The organism is Streptomyces griseocarneus (assembly GCF_014655595.1).
GTDB classification, from domain to species: domain Bacteria; phylum Actinomycetota; class Actinomycetes; order Streptomycetales; family Streptomycetaceae; genus Streptomyces; species Streptomyces griseocarneus.
Window position 1 is genome coordinate 141,681 of record NZ_BNBL01000005.1, and the last position, 24,615, is coordinate 166,295.

22 protein-coding genes are annotated in these 24,615 nt (G+C 73.7%); 9 read left to right on the forward strand and 13 right to left on the reverse strand.

Translation table 11 applies throughout. The annotated features are described in order from the left end of the window. The first annotated feature begins 258 nt into the window (after positions 1-258). From IE295_RS14680 to IE295_RS14690, 3 genes are all read left to right on the forward strand, one after another. The gene (locus IE295_RS14680) at positions 259-1,224 is read left to right on the forward strand and encodes an alpha/beta hydrolase (RefSeq protein WP_224323272.1); all 966 of its coding nucleotides are present in this window, start codon (positions 259-261) and stop codon (positions 1,222-1,224) included. Between the two features lie 184 nt (positions 1,225-1,408). Next, complete coding sequence (locus IE295_RS14685) at positions 1,409-2,377, forward strand: alpha/beta hydrolase (RefSeq protein ID WP_190064072.1); 969 nt, start codon at positions 1,409-1,411, stop codon at positions 2,375-2,377. A gap of 77 nt (positions 2,378-2,454) precedes the next feature. Continuing rightward, on the forward strand, positions 2,455-3,273 hold the full coding sequence (locus IE295_RS14690; RefSeq protein WP_190064073.1) for an alpha/beta fold hydrolase: 819 nt from the start codon (positions 2,455-2,457) through the stop codon (positions 3,271-3,273). On the opposite strand, the gene yczE is transcribed toward IE295_RS14690, so the two are convergent. After that, positions 3,194-3,910, reverse strand: coding sequence for a membrane protein YczE (gene yczE / locus IE295_RS14695; protein ID WP_224323271.1), 717 nt, complete (start codon positions 3,908-3,910; stop codon positions 3,194-3,196). The genes IE295_RS14690 and yczE overlap by 80 nt on opposite strands. Positions 3,911-4,013: 103 nt before the next feature. Between yczE and yczR the strand changes: the two genes are divergently transcribed. Beyond that, complete coding sequence (gene yczR, locus IE295_RS14700) at positions 4,014-5,507, forward strand: MocR-like transcription factor YczR (protein WP_190064074.1); 1,494 nt, start codon at positions 4,014-4,016, stop codon at positions 5,505-5,507. Positions 5,508-5,522: 15 nt separating this feature from the next. Here yczR and IE295_RS14705 read toward each other — a convergent pair whose 3' ends face one another. The 3 genes from IE295_RS14705 to IE295_RS14715 form a co-directional block, all read right to left on the reverse strand. Beyond that, positions 5,523-5,939 carry a hypothetical protein gene (locus IE295_RS14705; RefSeq protein WP_190064075.1) on the reverse strand — a complete coding sequence of 139 codons (417 nt, stop codon included), beginning with the start codon at positions 5,937-5,939 and terminating at the stop codon, positions 5,523-5,525. A gap of 197 nt (positions 5,940-6,136) precedes the next feature. Next, positions 6,137-6,340 carry a ferredoxin gene (locus IE295_RS14710; RefSeq protein ID WP_224323270.1) on the reverse strand — a complete coding sequence of 68 codons (204 nt, stop codon included), beginning with the start codon at positions 6,338-6,340 and terminating at the stop codon, positions 6,137-6,139. 15 nt (positions 6,341-6,355) lie between these two features. Continuing rightward, positions 6,356-7,546 carry a cytochrome P450 gene (locus tag IE295_RS14715; RefSeq protein WP_190064077.1) on the reverse strand — a complete coding sequence of 397 codons (1,191 nt, stop codon included), beginning with the start codon at positions 7,544-7,546 and terminating at the stop codon, positions 6,356-6,358. 173 nt (positions 7,547-7,719) lie between these two features. Here IE295_RS14715 and IE295_RS14720 point away from each other — a divergent pair, with 173 nt between their 5' ends. After that, positions 7,720-8,292: a TetR/AcrR family transcriptional regulator gene (locus IE295_RS14720; RefSeq protein ID WP_190064078.1), complete on the forward strand. Its 573-nt coding sequence runs from the start codon at positions 7,720-7,722 to the stop codon at positions 8,290-8,292. A gap of 52 nt (positions 8,293-8,344) precedes the next feature. Here the strand turns inward: IE295_RS14720 and IE295_RS14725 are convergent, their stop codons facing one another. Then, positions 8,345-9,274, reverse strand: a complete 930-nt coding sequence (locus IE295_RS14725; RefSeq protein ID WP_224323269.1) for a zinc metalloprotease — start codon at positions 9,272-9,274, stop codon at positions 8,345-8,347. A gap of 263 nt (positions 9,275-9,537) precedes the next feature. On the opposite strand from IE295_RS14725, the gene IE295_RS14730 reads away from it, so the two are divergent. Together IE295_RS14730 and IE295_RS14735 are read left to right on the forward strand one after the other, a co-directional pair. Beyond that, positions 9,538-10,884: an ATP-binding protein gene (locus IE295_RS14730; protein WP_190064079.1), complete on the forward strand. Its 1,347-nt coding sequence runs from the start codon at positions 9,538-9,540 to the stop codon at positions 10,882-10,884. Next, on the forward strand, positions 10,881-11,981 hold the full coding sequence (locus tag IE295_RS14735; RefSeq protein ID WP_190064080.1) for a tetratricopeptide repeat protein: 1,101 nt from the start codon (positions 10,881-10,883) through the stop codon (positions 11,979-11,981). Before IE295_RS14730 ends, IE295_RS14735 begins: the two co-directional genes overlap by 4 nt. Positions 11,982-11,996: 15 nt before the next feature. Here the strand turns inward: IE295_RS14735 and IE295_RS14740 are convergent, their stop codons facing one another. Continuing rightward, entirely contained in the window at positions 11,997-12,407 is a 411-nt protein-coding gene (locus IE295_RS14740; RefSeq protein WP_190064081.1) for an ATP-binding protein, read from the reverse strand. 255 nt (positions 12,408-12,662) lie between these two features. Here IE295_RS14740 and IE295_RS14745 point away from each other — a divergent pair, with 255 nt between their 5' ends. Then, complete coding sequence (locus IE295_RS14745; protein ID WP_190064082.1) at positions 12,663-13,055, forward strand: hypothetical protein; 393 nt, start codon at positions 12,663-12,665, stop codon at positions 13,053-13,055. A gap of 131 nt (positions 13,056-13,186) precedes the next feature. Here the strand turns inward: IE295_RS14745 and IE295_RS14750 are convergent, their stop codons facing one another. The 7 genes from IE295_RS14750 to IE295_RS14780 form a co-directional block, all read right to left on the reverse strand. Beyond that, positions 13,187-14,860, reverse strand: coding sequence for a thiopeptide-type bacteriocin biosynthesis protein (locus IE295_RS14750; RefSeq protein ID WP_190064083.1), 1,674 nt, complete (start codon positions 14,858-14,860; stop codon positions 13,187-13,189). Positions 14,861-14,908: 48 nt separating this feature from the next. Continuing rightward, positions 14,909-16,825, reverse strand: a complete 1,917-nt coding sequence (locus IE295_RS14755) for a TOMM precursor leader peptide-binding protein (protein ID WP_190064084.1) — start codon at positions 16,823-16,825, stop codon at positions 14,909-14,911. Then, a complete protein-coding gene (locus IE295_RS14760; RefSeq protein ID WP_229922966.1) occupies positions 16,822-18,612 on the reverse strand; it encodes a hypothetical protein in 1,791 nt (596 codons plus the stop codon). The genes IE295_RS14755 and IE295_RS14760 overlap by 4 nt, the downstream gene beginning before the upstream one ends. Beyond that, positions 18,612-19,760: a lantibiotic dehydratase C-terminal domain-containing protein gene (locus IE295_RS14765; protein WP_190064086.1), complete on the reverse strand. Its 1,149-nt coding sequence runs from the start codon at positions 19,758-19,760 to the stop codon at positions 18,612-18,614. Before IE295_RS14765 ends, IE295_RS14760 begins: the two co-directional genes overlap by 1 nt. Before the next feature lie 29 nt (positions 19,761-19,789). Continuing rightward, on the reverse strand, positions 19,790-22,531 hold the full coding sequence (locus IE295_RS14770; RefSeq protein WP_190064087.1) for a lantibiotic dehydratase: 2,742 nt from the start codon (positions 22,529-22,531) through the stop codon (positions 19,790-19,792). 129 nt (positions 22,532-22,660) lie between these two features. Then, positions 22,661-22,840, reverse strand: coding sequence for a thiazolylpeptide-type bacteriocin (locus IE295_RS14775; RefSeq protein WP_190064088.1), 180 nt, complete (start codon positions 22,838-22,840; stop codon positions 22,661-22,663). Between the two features lie 84 nt (positions 22,841-22,924). Continuing rightward, a complete protein-coding gene (locus IE295_RS14780; RefSeq protein ID WP_190064089.1) occupies positions 22,925-23,119 on the reverse strand; it encodes a thiazolylpeptide-type bacteriocin in 195 nt (64 codons plus the stop codon). 525 nt (positions 23,120-23,644) lie between these two features. Between IE295_RS14780 and IE295_RS14785 the strand changes: the two genes are divergently transcribed. Continuing rightward, positions 23,645-24,607, forward strand: a complete 963-nt coding sequence (locus tag IE295_RS14785) for a helix-turn-helix domain-containing protein (protein WP_224323267.1) — start codon at positions 23,645-23,647, stop codon at positions 24,605-24,607. Positions 24,608-24,615 lie beyond the last annotated feature (8 nt).

Consider the following 24,615-nt stretch of genomic DNA (forward strand, 5'->3'; position numbering starts at 1 on the left):
CCAGGGTGGACGCGGCGGATGACGAGCCGTTAGGTCAAATGACTGCTCGGTCACCGGCCAATGACCGGCCATGGCGTCCGGAAGTGTGCACGCAGCGGCATGCTTCGGTACGCGCTCCGGCCCCTGGCAACCCTGCGGATCCGTACGGTGGACAGCCGTGCCCGGAACGACCCTTCCCGCTCCGGGCACCGGCCCGACCGGAGCCGCGGCGGGACCGTTCGTCCGACGGCCCGCGCCGTGCCTCTGGCAGGAGTCCCCGTGGAACATCACCTTCAGGCCCCGCAGCCACCACCCGTCCTCGACCGCTCGGCCCAGGCCTTCGTCGACAGGCACCGGCACCCTCCCGCCTCCCGGCCGGCCCCCCGCCCGACGGGCGGCACCCCCGCCGCCGTACCCGACCCCGACGTGGAGGAGGAGTGGCTCGCGCTGCCGGGCCGCGACGGCGAGCGGATCCCGGTGCGGATCCTGCGGCCCGCCGGGTGGGAGGACCCCCTGCCGGTGATCCTCTGCCCGCGCGGCCCGGACGGGACGCTCACCGCCCCCGCCGCGCACACGCGATTCACGAACGACCTCGCGCTCGGCGCGGACGCGGCGGTCGTCGTCCCCGAGGACGACCGGCCGCACGCGGCGCGGTATCCGGCAGCGGTGGAACAGAGCTACGCCGTGGCCCGGTGGCTCGCCCGCCACGGCGGCGAACGGGGACTGGACGGCAGCAGGATGGCGGTGGCCGGAGTCTCCGCCGGTGCCCACCTCGCGGCCGCCCTGACGCTGCTCGCCCGGAAGCGGGGCGGACCGCGCTTCCTGCACCAGGTCCTGGTCTGCCCCGTCACGGACGCCGGCATGGACACCGGATCACACCGGAGGTTCGCCGACCGCTACGTCCTGGACCGCCCGGCGATGCACGACTACTGGCGGACGTACGTCCCCGACCCCTCCCACCGCGCGTGGATCACCGCATCGCCGCTGCGCGCGACGCCCCACGACCTCGCGGGACTGCCGCCGGCGCTGGTCATCACGGCCGAGGCCGACGTGCTGTGCGACGAGGGCGAGGCGTACGCCGCCAACCTGAGGGAGGCCGGCGTGCCCGTCGTCTCGGTGCGGTACCACGGCACGATCCACGCCTTCCCCCTGTTCGACATGCTGCGCGACAGTGCGGCCTCCCGGGCCGCCCGCACCCAGGTCCTGGACACCCTGCACGTCGCCCTGCACAGCGCCCGACCCTGAGGCCCCCGGCCCGCGTTGTGCGCCCGAGGGCAAGTCCCGTGCACGCGACGTCGCATCGGATGCCGCGTCCCCGCCTAACGTCGTGCCCGTGCTCGTGCCCGCGGCCGCCCGTACCCCCCTTCCGGGTCCGCCGCGGGCACGGCACGCCCCGTCCCCCCGCCCCCCATGACGAACAGGCCGAGCCATGACCGACCGCTTGCCCACCGCCCCCGTCCTGGAGGCCGCCGCCGCGGCTTTCGCCGCGGCCACCGCCCAGCCGCCGTACCTCTTCCAGCTGCCGCCGGAGGGCGGCCGCAAGGCCGTCGACGCCGCCCAGTCCGGCCCCGTGGACATGCCCGCCGTGGACGAGGAGTGGATCACGGTTCCCGGCGGGCCGACGGGTGGGGTCAGGGCCCGCGTCGTCCGGCCCGCCGGCAGCACCGGCAGCCTCCCGGTGATCCTCTACATCCACGGGGCCGGCTGGGTGTTCGGCAACGCCCACACCCACGACCGCCTGGTGCGCGAACTGGCCGTCGGCGTCGGCGCCGCGGTGGTCTTCCCCGAGTACGGCCTGTCCCCCGAACACCGCTACCCGGTCGCCATCGAGCAGAACTGGACCGTCGCCCGGTGGATCGTCACGGAGGGCGCGGGCAAGGGCCTCGACCCCGGCCGCATCGCGGTGGCCGGCGACTCCGTCGGCGGCAACATGACCGCCGCCCTGACCCTGATGGCCAAGGAACGTGGCGGGCTGCCGCTGCGCCTGCAGGTGCTGTTCTACCCCGTCACCGACGCGTCCTTCGACACCGATTCCTACCACCGGTACGCGGAGGGCTACTTCCTGTGGCGCGACGCCATGCGGTGGTTCTGGGACCAGTACACGACGGACGAGGAGCAGCGCGCGCAGATCACGGCCTCGCCGCTGCGCGCGAGCACCGAACAGCTCGCCGGGCTTCCGCCGGCCCTCGTCATCACCGCCGAGGCCGACGTGCTGCGCGACGAGGGCGAGGCGTACGCCAACAAGCTGCGCGCCGCCGGCGTGCCCGTGACCGCCGTGCGCTACCAGGGCATCATCCACGACTTCGTCATGCTCAACGCGCTGCGCGACACGCGGGCGGCCGACTCCGCCATCACGCTCGCCGTCGGCACCCTGCGCCGCGCCCTGCGCACGCACTGACAGCGGGCGTCCGCCCCGGCCCCACCACCCCCTGCTGCCCCTGCCGCCCCGAATCCCCGAGCAGAAAGCACCGCCCGATGACCACCGAGAACCCCGCAGCCTTAGGCGCCGCCTTCTTGAGCGCCGCCCCCGCCCGCCGGCCCACGATCGTGCTCGTCCACGGCGCCTTCGCCGACGCCACCAGCTGGCAGCCCGTCATCGAGCGGCTGCAGGCGGACGGGTACACCGTCATCGCCCCCGCGAACCCGCTGCGCGGCCTGCGGCACGACGCCGCCCACCTGGCCGCCCGCCTCGCGGCCGTCGAAGGCCCGGTCGTGCTGGCCGGGCACTCCTACGGCGGCGCCGTGATCACCGAAGCGGCCGCGTCCACCCCCAACGTCCACGCCCTCGTCTACGTCGCCGCGTTCATGCCGGACGCGGGGGAGGTGCTGGGCGAACTCTCCGAGCGCTTCCCCGGTTCGCACCTGGTGCCCGCGCTGACACCGGTCACCGTGCCGGGCACCGACGCGACCGAGGCGGTCGACCTCTACATCGAGGCCGACCGGTTCCCCGACGTCTTCGCCCACGACGTGCCGCACGAGACCGCCCGTACCCTCGCGACCGTACAGCGGCCGGTCAGCGCGACCGCGTTCGGCGACGCACCGACCGCAGCGCCCTGGCGCCACCTGCCCACCTGGGCGCTGATCGCCACCGAGGACCGCGGCATCGCCCCGGACCTGCAGCGCTTCCAGGCCGACCGCGCGGGTGCCCACCGCGTCGAGGTGCCGAGCTCCCACCTTCCCCTGCACAGCCACCCCGACGCCGTGGCCGACCTCATCAGGTCCGCCGCCGGCCACCGCCGCGCCGACCGGGAGCGGCGCCCCGATACGCGAACCGGGGAAGGAACGCCTGGGTGACCGGGCCGACCGTGGCCGCGTACAGCACCGTGCCGACGCCCACCGTCCCGCCGAGCAGCCAGCCGGTCGCGAGCACGGTGATCTCGATCAGCGTGCGGACCAGCCGGATGGAGCGGCCGGTCGCGGCGACCGCACCGGTCATCAGCCCGTCGCGGGGGCCGGGCCCGAGGCGCGCGCCGATGTAGACGGCGCCGGCCAGCCCGTTGAGGAGGACACCGCCGGCGAGGAGGCCCGCCCGGGTGAGGAGGTCCAGGTGCGCGGGGATGAGGGAAAGCCCGAGGTCCGATGAGCACGCCAGGACGACGATGTTGGCGACGGTGCCGAAGCGGGGCCTCTGCCCGAGCGGAATCCAGAGCAGGAGCACCACGGCACCGACGACGGCGTTGACCGTGCCGAAACTCAGGGACGTGCGCTGTGCCACGCCCTCGTACAGCACGCTCCAGGGGCTGACGCCCAGCGAGGCCCGGAGCATGACCGCGAGGCTGAACCCGAAGAGGACGAGTCCGGCGAACAGCTGAGTGACGCGCCGGAGCGGACGCTCGCCGAGGGGGAGGTAGGTCAGGGGCGGGAGTGACGTCCGTTCCTCCCGGGGACGCCCCCGCGGAGGCTCGTGACCCACCGTGACCTGCTGCTTCATCCTGACCGCCTCTGTGTGCTGATGGGCCCTCAAGGGCCATTGGCGGCGAGTCTGTACAGTGATTGGCCTGGAAAACATGGCCAATCCCGGGGGAGTGGTTGGAATGGATGCCGTGGACCCGCTGCGGCGTGGGGACAGGGCCGGTCGCGCCGACCGGACGCTGGGCAGCCGCCAACTGGCCGCCATGCTGCCCGACCCGGCGGGGGCGAGGCCGAGGCCCGCCTTCCGCCACCTGGCCCGGGAGATCGGCACGCTGATCCTCGACGGACGGATCGCACTGCACGTGCGGCTCCCCGCCGAGCGGGAACTGGCAGCCGCTCTGAACACCAGCAGGGCCACCGTCACCGCCGTGTACGACCTGCTGCGCGAGAGCGGCTACGCGTACAGCCGCCAGGGCTCCGGCACCTGGACGGCCATGCCGGAAGGCCGCACACCCCGTCGCCTCGCACGGGTCCTCGAAGCCCCGGACGCCGCCATCGACCTGGCCAGGGCCGCCCCCGGGCTGCCGGAGCACGTACTCGTCGACGCGCTCGTGCGCATCGCCCCCCACCTGGCCGGGCACGCGGACACACCCGGCTACCATCCCTACGGGCTCCCGGACCTGCGGGCGGCCATCGCCGAGCGCTTCACCCGGCGGGGCCTGGCCACCGTGCCGGAACAGATCCTGGTGACTTCCGGGGCCCAGCACGCGCTCACGCTGACCATGGGACTGCTGTGCGGACCGGGCGACCGGGTCATGGTCGAGAACCCGTCCTACCCCAACGCACTGGAAGCCGTACGCCGCGCCCGCCTCCGCCCGGTGTCCGTCCCGGTGACCGACACCGGCTGGGACATCGAGGTCGTCGAATCGACGCTGGGCCAGGTGGTGCCCCAACTGGCCTATCTGATCCCCGACTTCCACAACCCGACCGGCTGCCTCATGCCCGGCGCCGAACGCGAACGCGTCCTGCGCGCCGCCGAACGCACCGGCACCTGGCTGGTCGTCGACGAGACGCTGACCGACCTCGCCCTCGACGTCCCCGCCCCGCCGCCCTTCGCCTCGCACGCCAGGCCCGGCGGCAGCGGCCAGGTCGTCACGATCGGCTCGATGAGCAAGACCCACTGGGCCGGCCTGCGCATCGGCTGGCTGCGCGCCCCCGCGCAGGTGGTGACCGAACTGGCCGGCCAGCGACTGGCCAACGACATGGGCGGCTCGGTGGTGGACCAGCTCCTGGCCCTCGAGCTCCTGGCCCGGGCCGAGGAGCTGCTGCCGCCCCGCCTGGAACAGCTGCGCGCGCAGCGCGCCGCCCTGGGCGAGGCCCTGACCGAGCACATGCCGCGGTGGACCTGGCGGGTGCCGCCCGGCGGGCTGTCCCTGTGGGTCGACCTCGGCGAACCCATCGCCTCGCCCCTGGCGGAGCAGGCGCGGGAGTGCGGGGTGCGCATCGAGGGCGGTGGCCATTTCGGCGCCTACCCCGGCATCCTCGAGCAGCGGATGCGCATCCCCTACACCGCCTCCCCCGAAGCGCTGCGCGAGGCCGTGCAGCGCATGGCCACCGCGCTCGCCGGCGGCCTGCCGCTGCCACCCGCCGCCCGGCGACCGCGCTGGATCGCCTGACGGACGGACCGGCCCTTACGCGGGGCCGTCCGTGGCCGGCTTGACCGCCTTGGCACGGCGCTTGCGGCCCTGCTGCGGAACGGCCTGCGGCTCGCGCGCGACGGCGGCGAAGGGCTGAATCGCCTCGAGGTACTTCTCCAGGGATTCCTTGCCGAGATCGACTTCCCGCCGCTCGTGGGTCACGCAGGGGCGGGTGGCGATCTCCTGGCTGCCGTCCTCGTTCTCCTCCCCGGTCTCGTACTCCTCGGTGCTCAATACCGGCACCAGAATCTCAACGGTGAACACATCTTCGGTGACTTCAGGATTCAGGTCGTCATGGCGCATTTTCCGCCAATACGTTGTGATTTCCTGCTCGCCCAGCGGAACGAGAACAGGCTCGACCCCCGGTTCGTCCTTTACCGATTCGTCAACCTGCTCAAACTTGACAGCCATTGGTTGCATTCCTTTCGTGATGGCGGCTCAAACGATATAAGAAACACGCCTGTTGAGCCAATTCGCACAACGACACGACTCAATGGGGTGAAGACGATTCGTGAGGAGTCCCGGAGGGCCCCCGGCGAGGCACGCGAAGGCGGCGCCGGGGGCCTGTGGGACGGACGAACCGGAAGGCCGCCATCCGTGCGCCCCGGTCAGTCGCGGGGGCCGAGCACCCGCCCGTCCTCGGTCACCGTGACGGCCCCCGCCGGACAGGAGTCGGCGGCGTCGAGCAGCGCCTCATCCGGAGCGGCCTCGTCCGTCAGCGGCCGGGATCGCTCGCCGTCGAGCGCGAACGACGAGGGGGCCAGGGCCGTGCAGATTCCCGAGCCCATGCAGCGCGAACGGTCCACTGCCACCCGCCAGGCCACCGCTCACCACCCCACCGGCATCGAACGCGGCCCGCGGACCAGCATCTGGGTCTTCCACGCGATCTCACCGGCCACATGGATGCCCGGCATCCGCAGGACCAGCGCCCGGAGCGCCTCCTGGAGCTCCAGCCGGGCCAGGGGCGCCCCCAGGCAGTGGTGGACGCCGTGGCCGAAGCCCACGTGCTGGTTGCCCTCCCGCCCGAGGTCGAGCGTGTCGGGCGCCGGAAAGCGCAGCGCGTCGCGGTTGGCGGCCCCAATGGACACCAGGACCGGCTCGCCCGACCGCACCAGCGTGCCGCCCACCTCGACGTCCTGCGTGGCGTAGCGGGCCATGCCCGCCGCCATGCCCAGCGGCACGAAGCGCAGCAGTTCCTCGACCGCGCCGGGGATCAGGTCCGGACGGTCGTGGAGCCGTGCGATCTCGCCGGGGTGGTCGAGGAGGACGCACACGAAGTTCGGGACCTGCGTGGCCGTGGTCTCGTGGCCGGCGACCAGGACCGCCACGCACAGGTCGATCAGCTCCTTCTCGGACAGCCGGTCGTCCTTGTCGCGGGCCTCGATCAGCGCCGTCATCAGGTCGGCCGCGGGCCTGGCCCGGTGGTCGGCGATCAGCTCCGCCATGTACGCGCGCAGCTCCTCCCGGCTGGCGTCCGCCTCCTCGGCGGTGAGGGAGCTGGTGGACAGCGCGTCGTCGCTCCACTTGCGGAAGCGCGGCCGGTCGGCCTCGGGCACCCCGAGCAGACGGCAGATCACGGCGACGGGGATCGGCAGGGCGTAGTCCTCGACCAGGTCGGCCGGCGGCCCCGCCGCCACCATGTCGTCGAGCAGGCTCTCGGCCAGGGCGCGGACCTCCGGCCGCAGCCGCTCCACGCGCGGTGCGGTGAACGCCTTCGTCACCAGGGTGCGCAGCCGGGTGTGATCGGGCGGGTCCATCGCGAGGATGCCGCTGTCGGCCCGGCCGGGCGCCTGGCGGGGCTCGTCGTGCGCGGCGGCGGCCGCACGGCTGAACCGCCGGTCGCCCAGGACCAGCTTCGCGTCCGCGTAGCGGGTGACGAGCCAGGCCGGTTCGCCGTAGGGCAGCCGGACGCGCGTCAGCCCCTCGCTGCGGCGCACTTCGTCGTACTGGCCGGACAGCGCCAGTCCGGTGGCTTCGTTGAAGGGATAGGCGGTGGGCTCGCTGGAGGAGGTGGACATCCGGACCTCTGTTCCCTTCGCCTGGGCGGCGGGATCGCGCGCCGCAGCGGTCGAGTGATGTAAGCAGCTGCTTACATCGACCGTAGGACGGGGTAGACAGGGCGTCAACGGGGCCCGTCCGCACGGTGATCGGCCACCTTGACAGGACCGGCCGGTCCGGTGAGGAGTGAGGGATGACCACAGAGAAGCCGGTGCGCCGGCGCGACGCCGAGGCGACCCGCCGGTCCCTGATCGACGCGGCGGCCGGGCTGTTCGCCGAACGCGGCTACGACCGGACGACCGTACGCGCGATAGCGGCCCGCGCGGGCGTCAACCAGACCCTGCTCTTCCGCTACTTCGGCTCGAAGACCGCCCTCTTCGGCGAGGTCGTGGCGCGGAACGGCCACAAACAGCTGCGGGACACCCCGGCCGAGCAGTTGCTGGAGAGCGCCCTGCGGGGCCTGCTCGACCCCGCCGGCGGAGCGTCCGGCGACCGCACCCTCGAGGTCTTCCTGCGCTCCGTCGGAGGGGACGACGAGGCGGCACGGACGAACCGGCGCCTGACCGAGGAGTACTCCGAGGTGCTGGCCGGCCTCACCCGCGCGGACGACGCCGACCTGCGCGCCGCCCTCGTCGTCGCCTGGCTGCTCGGCATCGGGCTCACCCGCGTCGTGGTGCGCCAGGAACCACTCGCCGGCGCGGATCCGGAGGATGTGTGCCGGCTGATGCTGGACGCGGCCCGGACGCTCCTGGAGCGCCTGCCGTAGGCGGCGCTCCCGTAGGCGGTGCCTTCCTGCCCGGTGCCCGGTGTCCGCTTGGTCAGCCGCCGTCGAACGACGACCGGAAGGAGTCGAGCGTGGCGGCCATGCGGTCGGACTGGCCCTTGGTGAACATGAACATGCCCTTGTCGTCCGTGTAGTCCATGTAGTTGACGAACATGTCGCCGTCCGGGCCGTTGTTGCAGGTCAGCGAGGGGAAGGTGGGGGTGCCGAAGTTGGGGCCGCCGGCGTTCGGGGTGTCGGCGACGAGATCGCTGCCGCTGCAGCCGCCGTCGTCGTCGCCCCAGATGTGGAACAGGTTGAGCCAGTGCCCCACCTCATGGGTCGCCGTGCGCCCGAGGTTGAAGGGGGCCGTCGCGGTGCCCGACGTGCCGAAGAACTTGTGGCCGATGACCACTCCGTCCGTCTCGGGGTCTCCGCCGGGGAACTGGGCGTAGCCGAGTATCTCGCTGGGGTCATTGGGGTCGAAGATGCGCGGGCAGACCCAGATGTTGAGGTACTTGTCGGCCGGCCAGGCATCGTGGCCCCCGGTGGACGCGGATTTCACCTCGTCGGTGAAGATGTTGAACTTCGTCTTCGCCGTCTCGGTGCGGGTGATGCCGTCGGTGGGCTGCCCGTCCGGGTCCGTCGTGGCGAGCTCGAACTCGATGCGGCTGTCGGCCACGAGCGGTTTCCACACCGGCGGGACCTGGCCGACGTCCGCGTTCTGCGCCCTGTAGTCCTTGTTCAGCACGTCGATCTGGCCGGTGATCTGGTCGTCGTCGATGTTCTGCGCCGCGGTGTGGAAGACCACGTGCACGACGACCGGGATCCTGGTCGGGCCCACGCGAGCCGTCGCCGCGGCGCCCGTCTCGTAGGCGAAGGCCTGGTTCTCGATCTCGACGCGGGCGCTGGCGTATGCCGGGCTTTCGGCCATCAGCCGGTGGTGAACCGGCATCGTGCCGCAGCCCCGGCGGGTCGGAGTACTCACAGTGCACCTCCGGATTCGGCCGCGCGAGGCGGCTCTGGCCGGTGAGGGGAATTTCCGTATGCCGGATGCCGGTGAGGGCCGGCATGCCGTGAGAAAGCCATGCTGCGAAAAGGCCTTTCACTAAAAGGCTAAGGTGCGTTGCGAACCGGGGCAAAAGATGCATGCGCGCAAAAGGCCCGGACACCGGACGGCCGGGCCGGGGCGGCCGCCCGGCACGGAAGCCGCCCACGGCGGGCCCCGGCCGCCGAACTATTCTGTGGCGCATGCCCGACGACTCCCCCCTCCTCAAAAGCCTGCGCGCCGCCATCGACGCCGCCCCCGACGACGTGCCGCTGCGGCTGCACTTCGCCGAACTCCTGCTCGGGCAGGAGCGGCAACAGGAGGCGATCGCCCAGCTCGCCGCCGCCCTGCAGCGCGAGCCGGGCAACACCGAGGCGCAGACGCTGATGGGGCGTGCCGTCACGCCCGCCGTCGCCCCGCAGGTCACGGTCCCTCCGCCCGCCGTGTCCCAGGAGTCCGCCCCGGCCTCCGCCCACGCCCCCGCGCCCGGCGGTTCCGGCCCGTACGACTGGCGGCGCGCCGAGGACGAGCTGTCGGCCGTCGTCCCGCCCCGCTTCGTGCGGTCGGCACCGGAAGAGACCGCCGCGGCCGGGGCGGAGCAGAGCCCGGAGGGCCCGCTCCCCGCCCACGACCTGCCCACCGGTCCGCACGACGACGACGCGTCGTCCCCCTGGGACGTCGAGAGCGGCACCCTCGCCCTGGCCGACGTCGGCGGCATGCACGAGGTCAAGGAGCGCCTGGAGGCCGCGTTCCTCGCCCCCATGCGCAACCCCGAACTGCGCAGGCTGTACGGCAAGAGCCTGGGCGGCGGACTGCTGATGTACGGGCCGCCCGGCTGCGGCAAGACCTACATCGCCCGCGCCGTGGCGGGCGAGCTAGGCGCCCGCTTCATGTCCGTCAGCATCAGCGACGTCCTCGACATGTGGATGGGCAACTCCGAACGCAACCTCCGCCAGCTCTTCGAGACCGCCCGCCGCAACGCCCCCTGCGTGCTCTTCCTCGACGAGCTCGACGCGCTGGGCGCCAAGCGCAGCCAGATCCGCCACACCGGCATGCGCACGACCGTCAACCAGCTCCTCACCGAGCTCGACGGCGTGAGCGGTTCGGCCGACGACGGCGTCTTCGTCCTCGCCGCCACCAACCACCCCTGGGACGTGGACACCGCCCTGCGCCGCCCCGGCCGCCTGGACCGGATGCTGCTCGTGCTGCCGCCCGACCAGCCCGCGCGCGAGGCGATCCTGCGCCACCACCTCAAGGACCGCCCGGTCGCCGGCATCGACCTGGCCAAACTGGCCAAGCGGACCGACGGCTTCTCCGGCGCGGACCTCAAACACCTGTGCGAGTCTGCGGCCGAGCGCGCGCTGATGGACTCGGTACGGACCGGCGAGGCCCGGATGATCGGCATGGGAGACTTCACGGCCGCCCTCGGTCAGGTGCGGCCCTCCACGGGCCCGTGGTTCGCCTCGGCCCGCAACGTCGCCCAGTTCGCCAACGAGGGCGGGGCGTACGACGAACTCCTGGTCTACCTCAAGAAGCGGAAGATGCTGTGAACACGAACACGGGCACCGGAACGGAGCTGAAGGAACGCGCCGTCGCCCTCATGCACGCCGGGCGCCACCAGCAGGCCGCCGAGCTCCTGGCCCGGTACCTGGTGGACGCGCCCGGGGACGCCTGGGCGTGGTCCCACCTCGCGTTCTGCCGCTTCCGCGCCGGCGACCACGAGGGCGCCCTGAAGGCGGCGGACGAGGGCATAGCCGCCGACCCCGAGTGCTGGTACCCGTGGGAGCGGCGGGCCTTCCTGCTGCCGTTCTTCATGCGCGTCGACGAGGCGCTGGAGGCCGCCCGGGAGGCCGTCCGGCTGGGCCCCGAGGTCTCGGACGCCCACAGCGTGCTCGCCAGGTGCCTGCTCTTCACCGGCGACCACCAGGGCTGCTACGAGGCCCACCGCAAGGTGGTCGAGCTCGACCCCGAGAACCCCACGGCGCACTTCAACCTCGCCCACCCCGCAGAGCTGATCGGCCGCCTCGACGTCCGGGAGCAGGCGCTCCGCAACGTCCTGCGCCTGGACCCCGACCACGCCGACGCGCGCGCCCAGCTCGCGGAACTGCACAGCGACGCGCAGCGCATCAAGCTGCCCGAACTGGCCGGTGAGTACAGCGCCGCCCTCGGCACCAAGCCGAACTCCCCCTACATCGAGCACCGGCTCAACGCGGTCGTCCTCCAGCTGCTGCGCCGCACCCGCTGGTTCGCCCTGATCTGCCTCGTGATCGCCGCCCAGGCGTCACGGGCCTTCCCGACGGGCAACGCCCCCACGGAGCTGCCCGTGCCGCTCGGCATCCGGTTGTGGTCCCTGGTGCTGATGAGCGTCACCTGGGCCCTCGGCGCCTGGTTCTTCGCGTACCGCAAGCTCCCGAGGGGCGCGCGGAACACCGTGTGGTCGCTGCTGCGACGCCACTGGCCCTCGCGGCTGCCCGTCGCGCAGGCGCTGTGGGGCACGCTGTGCGCGGTCGTGCTGGTGCTCGTCCCGTGGACGGACCGGGGGTACGAGCAGACGATCGCCCTGGTGGGCGCGGTGCCGGTGGTGCTCGCCATGTGGTTCGGGAACTCCTGGCGACGGGTGGAGAAGGAACGCCGCGAGAAGAAGTGAGCGTTCCGGGGCCGGTCAGGGCAGGTTCAGGGGCCGCAGCCCCCGGGGCGGCAGGCCGCCGACGGGCAGCCCGTCCCGGGTGGCCGCCTTCGCGGTCTCGCCGAGGGCCTCGCCGGCCGACCCCGCCGCGTGGCCGCTGACCTGCTGAACGGCGGTGGTCGTCTTCTTCACCGCCGTACCGCCCGTCCGGCCCACCGTGGGCACGGTCTTCTTGACCGCCCGGCTCCCGGCCTCACCGGCCAGCCCGGTCGTCTGCCGGGCGGCTCCGTCGACCGTCGAGCCCAGATCGCCGGGATCGACGGCGCGCAGGCCGCCCAGGTCAAGAACCGTCGGCAGGTCCGCCGCATACGCGGCGGCACCCGGCCCGCCGGCACCCGCACCCAGGGCCGCGGCCGCCAGGGCGGCTGTCGCGAGGACTCGTCGCATCAGGACTCCTTCAGAACGTCGGCGCGATGGGCTCTCGCGACAAGAACGAGCCGGGGAAGCCTCCGGACACGTCGGCCGTGGTGATGTTCCTCCGCGCACCGTCCCCTGGGGCGGTGCTCACCTCACGGTTTCGAGGAGCGGCGAAGGGGCTGGGGTTGCGCGCCGGGCCTGAGGAGACTGGCTGTCGTGCTCACCGCGACCGGATGGTGAGCGTTCGTCGGCTGGCAAGCCGTGATGTGTGAGGGGGAGTCCCACATGGCACTGCGCGAGACGATCAAGAAGAAGGCGGTGCGCCGGGTGGCGGCGCTGTCCGTCGCGGCCGCGACGGCGAGCGTCATGGCGGTCGGCACGGCCGACGCCAGGCCCGCCGGCGACCCGTGGGCGGGATGTCCGTACGGCGCGGTCTGCATCTACCCGCAGAACCAGAGCCCGGCGGTCAGCCCGTCGCACGTCTTCTGGAGCTACGGGCCCCACAACCTGAGCAACCAGTACGGCTGGCACTGGGTCCTCAACAACCAGTCCGGCGGAGCCCACGCCCGCCTGTGCACCGGCTACAACGGCACCGGCTGCAACTACGACATGGCGGCCCAGAACGGCGTCTGGGCCGACCTCGGCCCGGTCAACTCCATCACCCTGGACCGGCCGTGACCCCCCGCCTGAGATCCACCGGGGCCTGACCCGCGGGCCCGCACCCTCCGACCGCCGGGACCGCGTCCACCGGAACGCGGCCCCGGCCAGGCGTATCGGTGCCTACCAGAGGCCATTGACACGGCCTGCCGTCAGCCCTCTGCGCGGCGCCCGAGCGGCAGGAGGTACTGGAGAGGCTGATCCAGGTCCTCCAGGCCGAAGAGCTCGTGGGCCAGGTCGTCGTGGAAGCCTCCGAGCGGGGTGCCCGCCAGACCCAGGGCCGTGGCCGTGAGGAGGAGGGTCTGGGCCAGGTGGCCCGTTTCCAGGAGGGCCAGGCGCAGGGCACGCAGGCCGTAACGGCGGCGCAGCAGGCCGAGGTCGACGTACAGCCCCAGCACGACCGGTGCTTCGTCGATGCCGATCCAGTCGGGGTCCTCCGCCGGGCGCGAGAAGTACGTCGAGAGCGACTTGATGTCCGCGACGGGAGGCACCGGGCCCACGGGACGCAGAGTCCGGCGTTCGGGCACGCAGTCGTACGTGCCCGCCGGAACGCCGGCCACGTCGAGGGCGAGCAGGCGCACGCGGGCCGTGTAGAGCGCGCCCGCGCTCGGGTACGGACGGTGGACCAGGGACCGGGCCGAGCCGTCCGCGAGGCGCTGCTCGGAACGGCTGCTCTCGGACAGCGCGTTCCACAGCAGCGTGCCGAGCGAACCGGCGTCCAGCGGCCCGCCGAGCGCGCCGCGTACGGACGCCCGGCGCGCCAGCACGGTGCGCAACGACACCTCGGGCAGGCGCTCCGCCGGAAGGGGAACCTCCGGTGACCGCTCCACCACAGGAGCCGACGGCGACGGCAACGGCCGCAGCGCCGTGTCCTCGTTGCGCCCGATCTGGAACTTGCTGCGCTCCAGATACCGAAGGTCGGGCGCGCCATGACCCTCCGGGAAGAACGACGGCGGCTCGCCCGCGTCCAGCAGCGTCCGCGCGGCGAGCCGGCACACCGCGCGCTCCTCGTCCGGGGTGATGCCGAGCCGGTTGAGGAGCATGTGCAGCTGGGACGCCCAGACCCACTCCCACCCCGCCCTCGCCTCGCCGAACTCGGCCCGCAGCGCCTCGTCGGCCTCCCGCACCCCGCGGACCCACTCCACCAGCCAGGCTGCGCCGGCGTCCGCCTCCAGCCCCTCCCGCAGGGCCCGCGCCCGCCGCTCCAGCGCCGCGTGCTGCGCCGCGTACACGGTGTTGACCCGCATGTGGACCGCCGCACCCGGCAGCAGCGGCACCTCGGTGACCCACCGCCAGCCCGCCGCCTGCCGCCGCAGCCACCGCGCCGCTGCGAGCCGGTCCATGCCGAGCGCGTACGCCGTGGCATGGGCCAGGTCCGCCGCGAGCGTGAGGCGTCCCGAGCCGGAGGGCGTCCGCCGGAGCTCGCGCAGTGCCTCCACCGCCACCCGCGAGGAGACCGCGAAGACCCGCTCGGCCGTCGGCAGCGCGCGCGGCCCGCCGTAGCGGTCCGTCTCCGGGACGTACTCCACCGCGCGGACCTCGCCGTGGTGCGACGGCCACGAACCCGCCACCGCGGTCCGCTCCTTCGCCGCCCGGGCCAGCGCCCCCGGCAGTTCGGCGGCCGCCGCCGCGCTCAGCCCGCGGACTCGTATCCGCAGGTGCGGGCCGTCCTCCCCGTACCGGATGAAGAACCACCGCGCCGCTTCCCCGGACGCCACCAGCCCGTCGAGGAGCGGAGCCGCGTCCTCGGTCAGGAAGGCGTCGGTGTCCTCCGTGCCCGAGTGCAGGAAGAGGTGGTGGCTGTGCCAGGTGTCGGTCGTCGTCACGTGCGGCCCTTGTTGGTCGGATCGGTGGTCGGGGTCGGCTGGGAGCCGTCAGGGGAAGGGGTGCGGGTGGATCGCCAGGTCCGCGTAGCGCAGCGGCCGGTCGGTGCGGCCCAGCCGGTGGGGGACGTCGAGCAGCCGGGGCAGGCCCCTGGTGCGGTGGTTGACATGCCCGAAGGTCATCGGCAGCGACCCGGGCACGATGACCTTCGCGCAGTGGAGGCCGAGCCGGTCCCGCAGACCGGGCTCGGTCTGATCGACGGCGATCACCTCGAGCTCCGCGTCCGCCAGGCGGCTCACGGTCGCCTCGAGCAGGGCGGCGAGGTCGGTCACGGGCTCCGGAGCGCCCGGCCAGGCCTCGGCGACCGACAGGCGTGGCGTGTCGGCGAACAGGAACTCCACCCGCGGGCCCGCCTCGGGGAGCGTGCTCAGGCCCACGTGGTCGTCGAGCGTCAGGACGAGCTCCGGCCGGTCCAGCATCGGGCGGAGCCGCTCGGGATCGCGCGGGCGGCCGTCGGCGAAGGCGCGGTGCGCGGACTCCAGGACGTTGGTGACGACCTCGGCGACCGCCGAACGGATCGCCGTGCGCGGGTCGTGGTGGGCCCCGGCGGCCAGGAACATCCGGGGCGCCTCGGGGTGGGAGCCCTCGTAGCGGCAGACGGCCACGACCGCCGGGATCCCGAAGTCGTTCGTCGCGTCGAGGAGGACGAGCCGGTAGCCGGCCATGGCCGCACGGTCGGCGAGCAGGGCCGTGTCGAGGTCCTCGGGCGGCGGTTCGACGCGGGGCAGCGGGGTGGCCGCGTACCAGGCCATCAGGAACGCGTCCCGCTCCGCGACCTCGAACAGGCCGTAGAGCGCGGCCTCCTCGAGGCTGTTGCCGAGCCCGCACCCGTTGGAGGACTCGTACACCACGCGCGGCCGGCCGTCACCCGGCACGTCCCAGTACGCCACGTGCTCGGGCACGGCGATCGCCCGGCCGCGGGTGAGCGACCAGCCGTGCACCCAGTCCAGCTCCAGCTGCGGGGTGTACGGCACGGTCCGCGACGCCGGGTGACCGTGGTAGGCGGGGTCGGGCAGGCCGAGCCGCTCCGGGTCCACCGCCCGCCCGGGCCCCAGCGCGGCGAAGGACGCCCGCAGTTCCGTACGCCGGCCGGTGGGGCGCATGCCCGCGTACCGCTCGACGCTCTCGAAGAGCGCCACCCGCTCGCTGTCGGCGAAGTCGCCGGCGCGGCCGTATCCGCCGTCGTCCAGCGGCCGCCCGTCGGTCACCAGCGCCGTCGTCAGGCAGAAGGCCGAATCCTCCGACCGGAACAGCCCGCGCACCGGTCCGAACCGCTCGTCGTGCAGGGCCGCGCGCATCTCCGCGTTGCCGGTACGGGCGTTGGCGCCGCGCAACCGCGTCGGGTTGGGCAGCGGCCGGGGACCGGACGGCAGGGGCGCGACCGAGGCCGCGGAGTCCGGCGGCAAGGGGCGGCACACCGCACAGCCGCCGACCGGGCGGATGCTGTGGGTGGACCAGGTGGCGCGCGCGGTGTGCACGAGGTGCACCGTGGCCGCATCCCCTGAATCCGCCGGGGCGCCCTCCACGGAGGCTTCCAGGAGGTCCAGCGCGAGGGCGCCGACCGCCTCGCCGAGCGCGGGGGAGGGCACTCCGGCCAGCGCCAGCCCCGGGCTCTGCCACGGCACCCGGCCGCCCGTCGTGGCCAGGCGCTGGTACTCCGTACAGGACAGACAGGCGGCCGCGCCCGGCCGCAGCACGGGCCCGACCACGGCCAGCGCCCCGTCGAAACGCACCGGAACCAGGGCTACCGGGTGCGTGAGCGCATGGCGGCTCAGCTCCTCGGCGAGCCCCAGCGTCCATCGCGTCAGCAGGACGACGGCCGGGCCCGCCGTGGCCGTCGACGCGGACTCGGCATCGAGCACCGGCACGGGCAAGGAGCCGAGAAGAGGTGGCATGTCGGGTGTCATCGTTCGCCCTCCTCGGCGGTCAGTACGGTGAAGCCGAAAGCGCGCAACCGCGCCGCGAGTTCCCGCTCCCCGGCCACGGACGTTTCGTCGGCCATGGCTGTTTCCTCGGCCACGGCTGATTCCTCGGCGCGCAGCCCGGTCAGCCGGTGCAGAGCGGTGTGCAGCGCGGGCTCGCGCCGGGCCACTTCCGACAGCCAGCCGGTGGTCCAGCCGCTGTCCTCCCAGGCGGCCGTGCGTGCGTTCACGGCGGCCAGAGCGGCCGCGGAGCCGTCCGACCCGCAGAAATACCGGACGTTCGGCTCCTCGCCCGCCGCGCTGACGGCGGCGACGGCCGAGAGCGCGGCGAACGCGGCCGCGTCCCCGGGCGTCGCTTCGACGGCCCGGCCGAGAACCTGACCGAGGTCCCGCTCAGGGCCACCTTCCGCGGGGTGCCGGCAGACGACGGCGTGGTGGACGTCCTCGTCCGGATGCGCCCGGAACACCTCCAGGCGGGCCCGGACTCCCTGGCGTTCCGTCAGGGACGTCCACCAGTGGCGGGCCTGCGGGTGTTCCGACCAGTGCGCAGCGGGCAGCGGGGCGGCGCCGGGGGCGGGCGCGGTCGTACCGGCGGCGGCCCGGCGCAGGGCCCGGCCCCAGGCGTGCGACGGGTTCGCTCCCACCGCGCGGCACGCTCCGCCCAGCCGGACCTCGGCCGCCCGGCAGAACGCGTCGAGGCGTGCCAGATCAAGGCGCGGCGCACCGGCGAGCACGGTGCCGCCGGGCAGCTCGCAGGTGGCGAGCGGCACGGGCAACTGCCGCAGGCCTCCCGGGAGCGGCGCGGGGAGCACCCCGGCCCGCTCGTCGCCCAAAGCCGCCACCCGAACCAGCGCCTCGGCCAGGGTGCCCGGGGGAGCGAGGGCCACCCGGCGGTCCGCGTCGAGCCGGTCGGGTCCGAGCCAGGTGCGGTAATCCGCCCGCAGCGGCCGTCCGTCCGCCACCAGCACGGCAGGCAGCCCGGGCAGCAGCCGCTGGTCGTCCCCCTCGCTCGCGGGGTCCGGCAGCCCGCCGACCGCGCACAACAGCCTGTGGGCCGCGGACCCGGCGAGCAACGAGACGAAGGCGGCCGAGGTGGACGGTGACGCGGAGGACGGTGATGCGGAGGACGCCGGCACTGCGGGCACCAGCCGGGCGGCCAACGCCGCCGCGTCCGCCCGGACCTGCGCCGCACTGCCCGGGGCCGTCACGTATCCGCTGCCGCCGCACACACCTGCGGCGACCGCCCACTGCTCCTCTCCCTCTCCGGCGCACAGGAGGACCGCGCCCTCGTGCGGTGGTGTTCCGACCGCGTACGAGACGGAGGCCCCGCCCTGTGACAGCGCCCGCCCGGCGGCCTCGGCCAGCGGGCTGGCCGCCGCGTCGGCCAGGACCCGGGCCCGCGCCGCCGCGATCGCGGACGCCGCCTCGGCGGGACGCTCGGCCGTCGCCGCCACCCAGTGGGGGACGGGGCCGACGGGCGCCTCCACCAGCAGGTCGTGCGCGCGCAGTTGCGCGATCAGCGTGTCCAGCGCCTTCCGTACGGAGGACCCCGGCTCCGCCCGCCGCAGCAGCTCCGTGGCATCGCCCGTGCGCAGCGGCTCTTCGAGCAGCCGCCACAGGGTGGGCAGCGCGGTGCTGCCCTCGAGGGTGACGCTGCCGCGCCGGCCCCGCAGGTGAAGTCCGTTGCGCAGGAGCGTCACGGCGACTCCGGGCCGCAGCCGCCAGGCGTCCGCCGTCCCGGTCGCGTGCGCGGACCCGGTGGCATCCCCCATCATGACCGCCCCTCCACCGCGTCGATGACCGCGCCCACCTGGGCCCGCCAGTCGCAACCGGTCAGGTGCGGGACCGTGCGCACGACCAGGTGGGCGGCGAGATAGCGCTCCAGCGGCCGGATGTCGCAGATCGCGAAGAGCCGGTACAGGGCGTTGGTGCACGCGCGGTACACCAGGTAGTCGGGGCGGTTCCACATCGTGCCTTGCGGGTCGGAGCGGCGCAGGAGCCGGTGGAACTCGCTGTAGCGGGTGCGGACGTCCTGGTTCCAGCGCTCCATCGCGTCCGCGTCGCCGGTGGCGGTCGCCCGCACCCGGTACTCGAGCGGGAGGCCGTGCAGATCGGCCCCGGCGTCGTAGCGGCTCTGCGCGAGCCGCCAGGCGGCGGCCGACCACTGGGCCCACTCCCGTTCCCAGCCGTGCGCACCGCCGCCGGCGATCCGGCCGACGAGGCCGGTCACCGCCTCGCCCGCGCTCTCCCAGCGGCGTTCGAAGCCCTCGCGCAGCCGCCCGTCCGGGTCGTCGTGGACCAGGAAGTCCTCCAGGTGCGAGACGTACGAGTAGTGGCCGCCCGCGAGCCCCTCGGGGTGGGCGGCGGCGTGTGCGGCGAGCGCGGCCACCGCGAGCTGCATCCGCGCCTGGGCGCTGTCGCCGTGCGCGCCGAGGAACCCGGCACCCGCCCGCAGCGCGGGCAGTCCCGCGCGCAACAGGTCGTCGCGCAGGGCCAGGCCGTCGGCACCGAGGAGGCCGAGCGACGAGGAGAGGTCGGCCGTCTCGACCCGTACCGTGTTGTCCGCCACGACCGGCCCGTAGGGCGGGGCGATGAGCTCCGCGCGCCCGGCCTCGGCGGCCCGGTCGAGCAGCTCGGCCTCGGTGAGGTCGCTGACGGAAGGGTGACTGCGGATCCACTCGCGCAGCGCGCGGGCGGCCTCCTCGGCGGCCGGTTCCAGGCGTTCCGCCGGGCCCTGGAGACGGAGCCGCAGGTGGGGGCCGTGGAGCCAGTGCCGTTCGACATGGGCGGGCAGGCCCTGTGCCGCGTACGACTCGGCGAGCGGCAGCAGGGCTTCGCGCAGCAGCGGAGCCTTGACCGGTTGGTGGTAGTACGCGACCACGTCGCGGACGGTGGCGTCGTGGGGGTGGACTGCGGGCACGGTGGCTTCCTCGGCTCTCCGGTCGCGGGTCATCGGGGCCGTCCGGCCCGGTAGGTCTCCAGGACGAGCTCCACCGCCCGGGCCGGAGCGGCGAGCCCGCCGGGGGCCGGCAGCGCCTCCTCGAGCACCACGCCGTCGGGGTGGCGGGCGAGCCACTTGGCCAGACAGCGCAGGTGGAGGGCGTTCCCGAGGTCCACGAACTGCGGCTTGGGGCGGCGCAGATGGGTCAGGAAGTCCTCGGCCGCGCGCCCGGTCGGGGCGGTGGCGACGGGGTGCAGGAAGACTTGTTCGGGCAGGCCGAGCAGCGCTCGCCAGCGGGCCGTGGCCTGTGCCGGGACTTCCTGGGCGGCGGCCAGTTCGGCGCGCAGCGCGCCGGCCACGCCGGGCGGCAGCAACCAGCGGCGGCGTCGCAGGACGACGTGGCGGTGACGGAGCCGGGGCGTACGGACCACCTGGCCGCCCGGGGCCGGGACGGTGGACCGGGGCACCAGCGAGCCGAAGTCGACCACCCCGTGGGGCTGGTCGCCGAGAGCCGCACCGATCCGGCGCGGCAGCATGATGGGGGCGAGGAAACCCGGGTACAGCACGTCGAGCAGCTCGCCGGTGGAGAGCAGCCGCAGCCGCACCTGGTCGGTGGCCTCGTCGTGGACGAGTTCCACGTCGGCTTCCCCGATCGACGCGGCGTGGCGGTCGGGTCCGAGTTCGTCCGGGACGAGCAGCGGGTGGAGGTTCGCGTTGAACCCGCCGACCGGACGGATCTGCGCGGCCCGCGCCCCCTCGCCCAGGCCGCGGCGGATCTGCCCGGCCACCGCCTCGGCCGCGCTCGGGTCGAGGGCGTCCAGGAACCTGCTGGTGAACCGGCCCCAGCCGCCGTAGACGCGGTTCACGCACAGCATGCCGGCGGCCGGGTCGCGCTGGAGGAAGTACGCGTAGCTGACCGGGCGTTCCAGGGCCCAGCGCGGCAGCCGTTCGCCGAGGCCCTTGACGAGGTCCGGGGGCAGGACGACGTTGTCGCCGGTGGCCGGTCCGTCCTCGGTGACCGCGTCGCGGACGGCGTCGGCGAGCTCCTGGCGAAGGGCGGCCTGCTCCGCGGCGCCGGTGGGGAATCGGGCCCGGTCCGCGGGTGCCAGGGCCGCGAGCCGTCCGGCCGTCTCCCAGGCCTCGGCGACATCGGCGCCGAACTCCCACGGGTGACGACACCGGCCCCCGGGGCCGTACCGCTCGACGAAGCGGTCGCGGACGACACGGCGCATGAGGTGGCCGAGGTCGAAGAGTTCGGCCAGTGCGGTGACCTCGCCGAGCGCCTCGTGATCGGCGCCGTCGAGGAAGCCGTCGAGCCGCAGCGGCCCCGGCGCGACGACGTCCTCGGACAGGACGTTCAGCGGCGCGGAGCCGGCCGGGACCGCGCGGCCGGCGTCGGCGAGCAGCGCGGACCAGCGGCGCGCGAGGCCGGCGAGGAGGGCGGGACGTTCCGCGGCGGGCGCGGCCCCGAAGCCGGCCGTCAGGCGGGAGATCTCGTCCAGGCGACCGGCCAGCGCACGATCGTGGTCGTGGTCGTGGTCGTGTTCGTCCTGCTCCTGCTCCTGCTCCTGCTCCTGGTCGTGCTCGGCGGCGTGGACTTCGCCGTGCGGCGTGCCGAGCGTGCGCAACCACGCGGCGAGCCGGCCCAGCGGGTCGTCCTCCTGCGGCCCGACCGGATCGACGGGGACGAGCAGACCCGCGTGGACGAGGCGGTCGAGGAAGGCCCGGGCCGGCGCGCGGCCGTTGTCCGCGCCGGACAAGGCGGAGGCGAGCGCGTCCGTCAGCTCGTCGAGGCCGACCGGGGTCTCTGCGCGTTCGGTGACCAGTCGCAGGGGGCCGCTCGCGGCCAGCTCCGCCTCGTCCTCGTCGACGACGAGGTAGCGGCCTCCGGCGAAGGCGACCCGGCCGCGCGAGTACGCCGCCCGGCCGTCGGCGACCCGTGCGGTGCTGGTGATGCGGTGGGGGAGCGCGGCGCGGCGGTGCGGAGCGTCCAGGAGGGCGGCGGTGAGGGCGGCCGTCAGGGTGCGGTTGACCTTGACCGTCGACGTCAACGGGCCGTCGAACAGGTCCGCTTCACCCCATGACGGCACGCGACGGTGCGAGGCCGGGGCGTGTCGCAGCGGGCCCCAGCCGACGGCGGTGAACCAGGACAGCGGACTGGTCTTGGTGCTGGCGCGCAAGGCGTAGCGCAGCACGTTGGGCTCTTCCTTGCGTGCTCTGCGGTCGTCCGCGCCGGTGCCGGCGCGTTGTACGGCCCGGAGCAGGTCGGTGCTGGTGAGCGCGACGGCCCGGGCGAGGGCGGGCTCCCGGCACAGGGCGGCGAGGGCGGTGCGCTCGGCGGCGAGGGCCGGGCCGGCGGCGCGGTCCAGCTCGGCGAGGAGCGCGTCGCGGCGCTCCCTCAGCGCGAGCCAGGTCGCGAGGCGGGGTACGCGCGCGGGAAGGTCGCCGAGGCGGTCCAGTACGGCGGGGCGCGGGGCGCGACCGTTGTGCAGGGCGCGGCGCAGGGGGAGGACGACGTCCCGGTGGAAGGCGGCCGGGTGGCCGTCCCGGCCGGCGTACAGGTCGTCGCAGAGCGGGCCGGTGAGGTGCAGCAGCTCGCCGTCCAGCGCGGACAGCCGGGCGAGTGACGCGCGGAACTCCGCCGCGGCCGGGCTCTGCGCCGGATGTGCGAGCACGGTCGCGCGCGCGAGCGCGTGCGGTGCGGACCGCACGGGGTGGCCGACGGGGTCGGCGCCCGCGGAGTACGGCATTCGGGTCGCCGTCCCTTTCGTAAGGCGTGTACCTGCCGCGGGCCGTCCCGTGGTGCGGTGGGTGCGGCCCGCGGCGGGCGTCATGGAATCGAGTGCCTCCGGGTACGCGTCACAGGACGCGTTCCGGGACTACTGCGGGTGCGGCAGCTGCGGGACCGCGCACGACGACGAACCGCAGGAACAGGAGCTGCCACCGTTGGAGGCGCCGCCCTCGGGGAGTGCGACGGTGTCGCGCATCGAGGTCACGGTGAGCTCACCGAGGTCGAGGTCCTCGAGCTCGAAGCCGAGGGTGCCGGTGGTGTCGGACATGAGCTTCTCCCTTGCCGGTCTGCTGGTTGACGATGGGACGGACGGCGCCCCAAGGGGGCGCCGTCCGCGGTGTGCCCGGGAGGGTCAGCCCACGTCGGGCAGGCCGGTCTCCAGGCGCGGCTGTGCGCAGGACGAGGAGCCCTGGCAGGAGCAGGAACCCCACGACGCGCCGCCCTCGGGAAGCGCGGCGGTGTCGCGCATCGAGGTGACGGTGAGGTCGCTGAGGTCAAGCTCCAGGTCCTGGAGAGCGAAGTCGGTGGTACGAGCCAGGTCGGACATGCGTATCCCCTTGTGGGTAGCGGCGAAGGCCGAAAAGTGCACTGGATGAGTGGTGCTGAGTGGAACCTGGCGGTCCGCGGAGAGCGCGTCACATGGCCCGAAGTCATGCCAGTGATGCCCGGTGACCGAAAGTGATCACAACGTTGCGGGCATGACTATAGGGCCGCGACCAGGTGGATCGTGTTGGATCATTTCGTGATTGGCCGGATCATTGCGTTGGCTTGTATGTGACGGGTGCATAAAACCCGCCCTCAACGCAGAAGTTGGCCGTGCAGGGCCTTGTGGCGGGGCGCCTCGCGTTGGTGCCGCCCCCCGAAGCGGCACCAACGCGACCCCCGTCGGCGTGCGCTACCGATCCTGTCGGAGGGACCGGCGGGGGTCGTTGGCTCCCAGCGCACACTTCTTGGCGTGGAACGCACTGTCGGCCCCTGATGCCCCTGCACTTTGCTAACTGTCTTGAATCAGCAATGTCGACAGCCGGGAGCAGGGATGCATTCAATAGTCATCGACACCGTGGAGTTTCCCGTGAACGAGCGGCCCGAGGCATGGGCCGAGACCATGGCGCTGGCGCAGGTGACCCAGCGCGTCAAGTTCCTCGAGACGGCGACCTTCGGGGCGCGGATAGAAATGATGCCCCTGGGCGCCGGACAGGTGTCCGCCCTCTCCTACGCATCGGTGATCGCACAGCGCACACCCCGGCTCATCAGGCAGTCCGACCCGGAGATGTACCACGTCGCCGTCGTCACGGCCGGAGAGATAGGCATCGAGCAATACCGGCAGAGTTCCCTGCTCAAGCGCGGGAGCATGGGCTTCTTCGACAGCTCCCGGTCATTCGACACCTTCGCCGGCGACACCCCGGGTAAAACGCTCCTCTTCCAGTTCCCCAAAAAGCTCCTGCGGATTCCGCACGAACAGTTCACCAGCCTGTGCGGGCTCTCCCTGCCGTGGACGGAAGGCGTCGGCCGCCTTTTCGGTCAGTATCTGGTGGGGATGGCCGAGGAGTACGTCCATTGCACACCGCAGGACGTCACCCGCCTCGGCAGCACCGCGCTCGATCTGTTGTCGACCGTGCTGGCGCACCACTTCGAGCGCGGCTCCGCCCTGCCCGACGGTTCCGCCGCGACCGGCGAGGCCGGCCGGCACGTCATGTTCCTGCGGATCAGCGCCTTCATCGTCGAGCACCTGCGGGATCCCGCCCTGGGACCGGAGGCCATCGCCTCGGCCCACCGCATCTCCCTGCGCTACCTGCACCGCATCTTCCAGCAGAACGGCACCACGCCCCGGGCCTTCATCAGGCAGCAGAGACTGGACCGGTGCCGCAAGGACCTGGCGAACCCCGCCCTCGCGCACCTCACGATCCACACCATCGCCGCGCGCTGGGGGTACCCCCAGCCCGACGGCTTCTCCCGCGCCTTCCGCACCGCCACGGGAATGTCCCCCAGCGAATACCGCGCCGCCATGCGCGGTGCCACGCCTCCCGCCGGATAGAACGACGT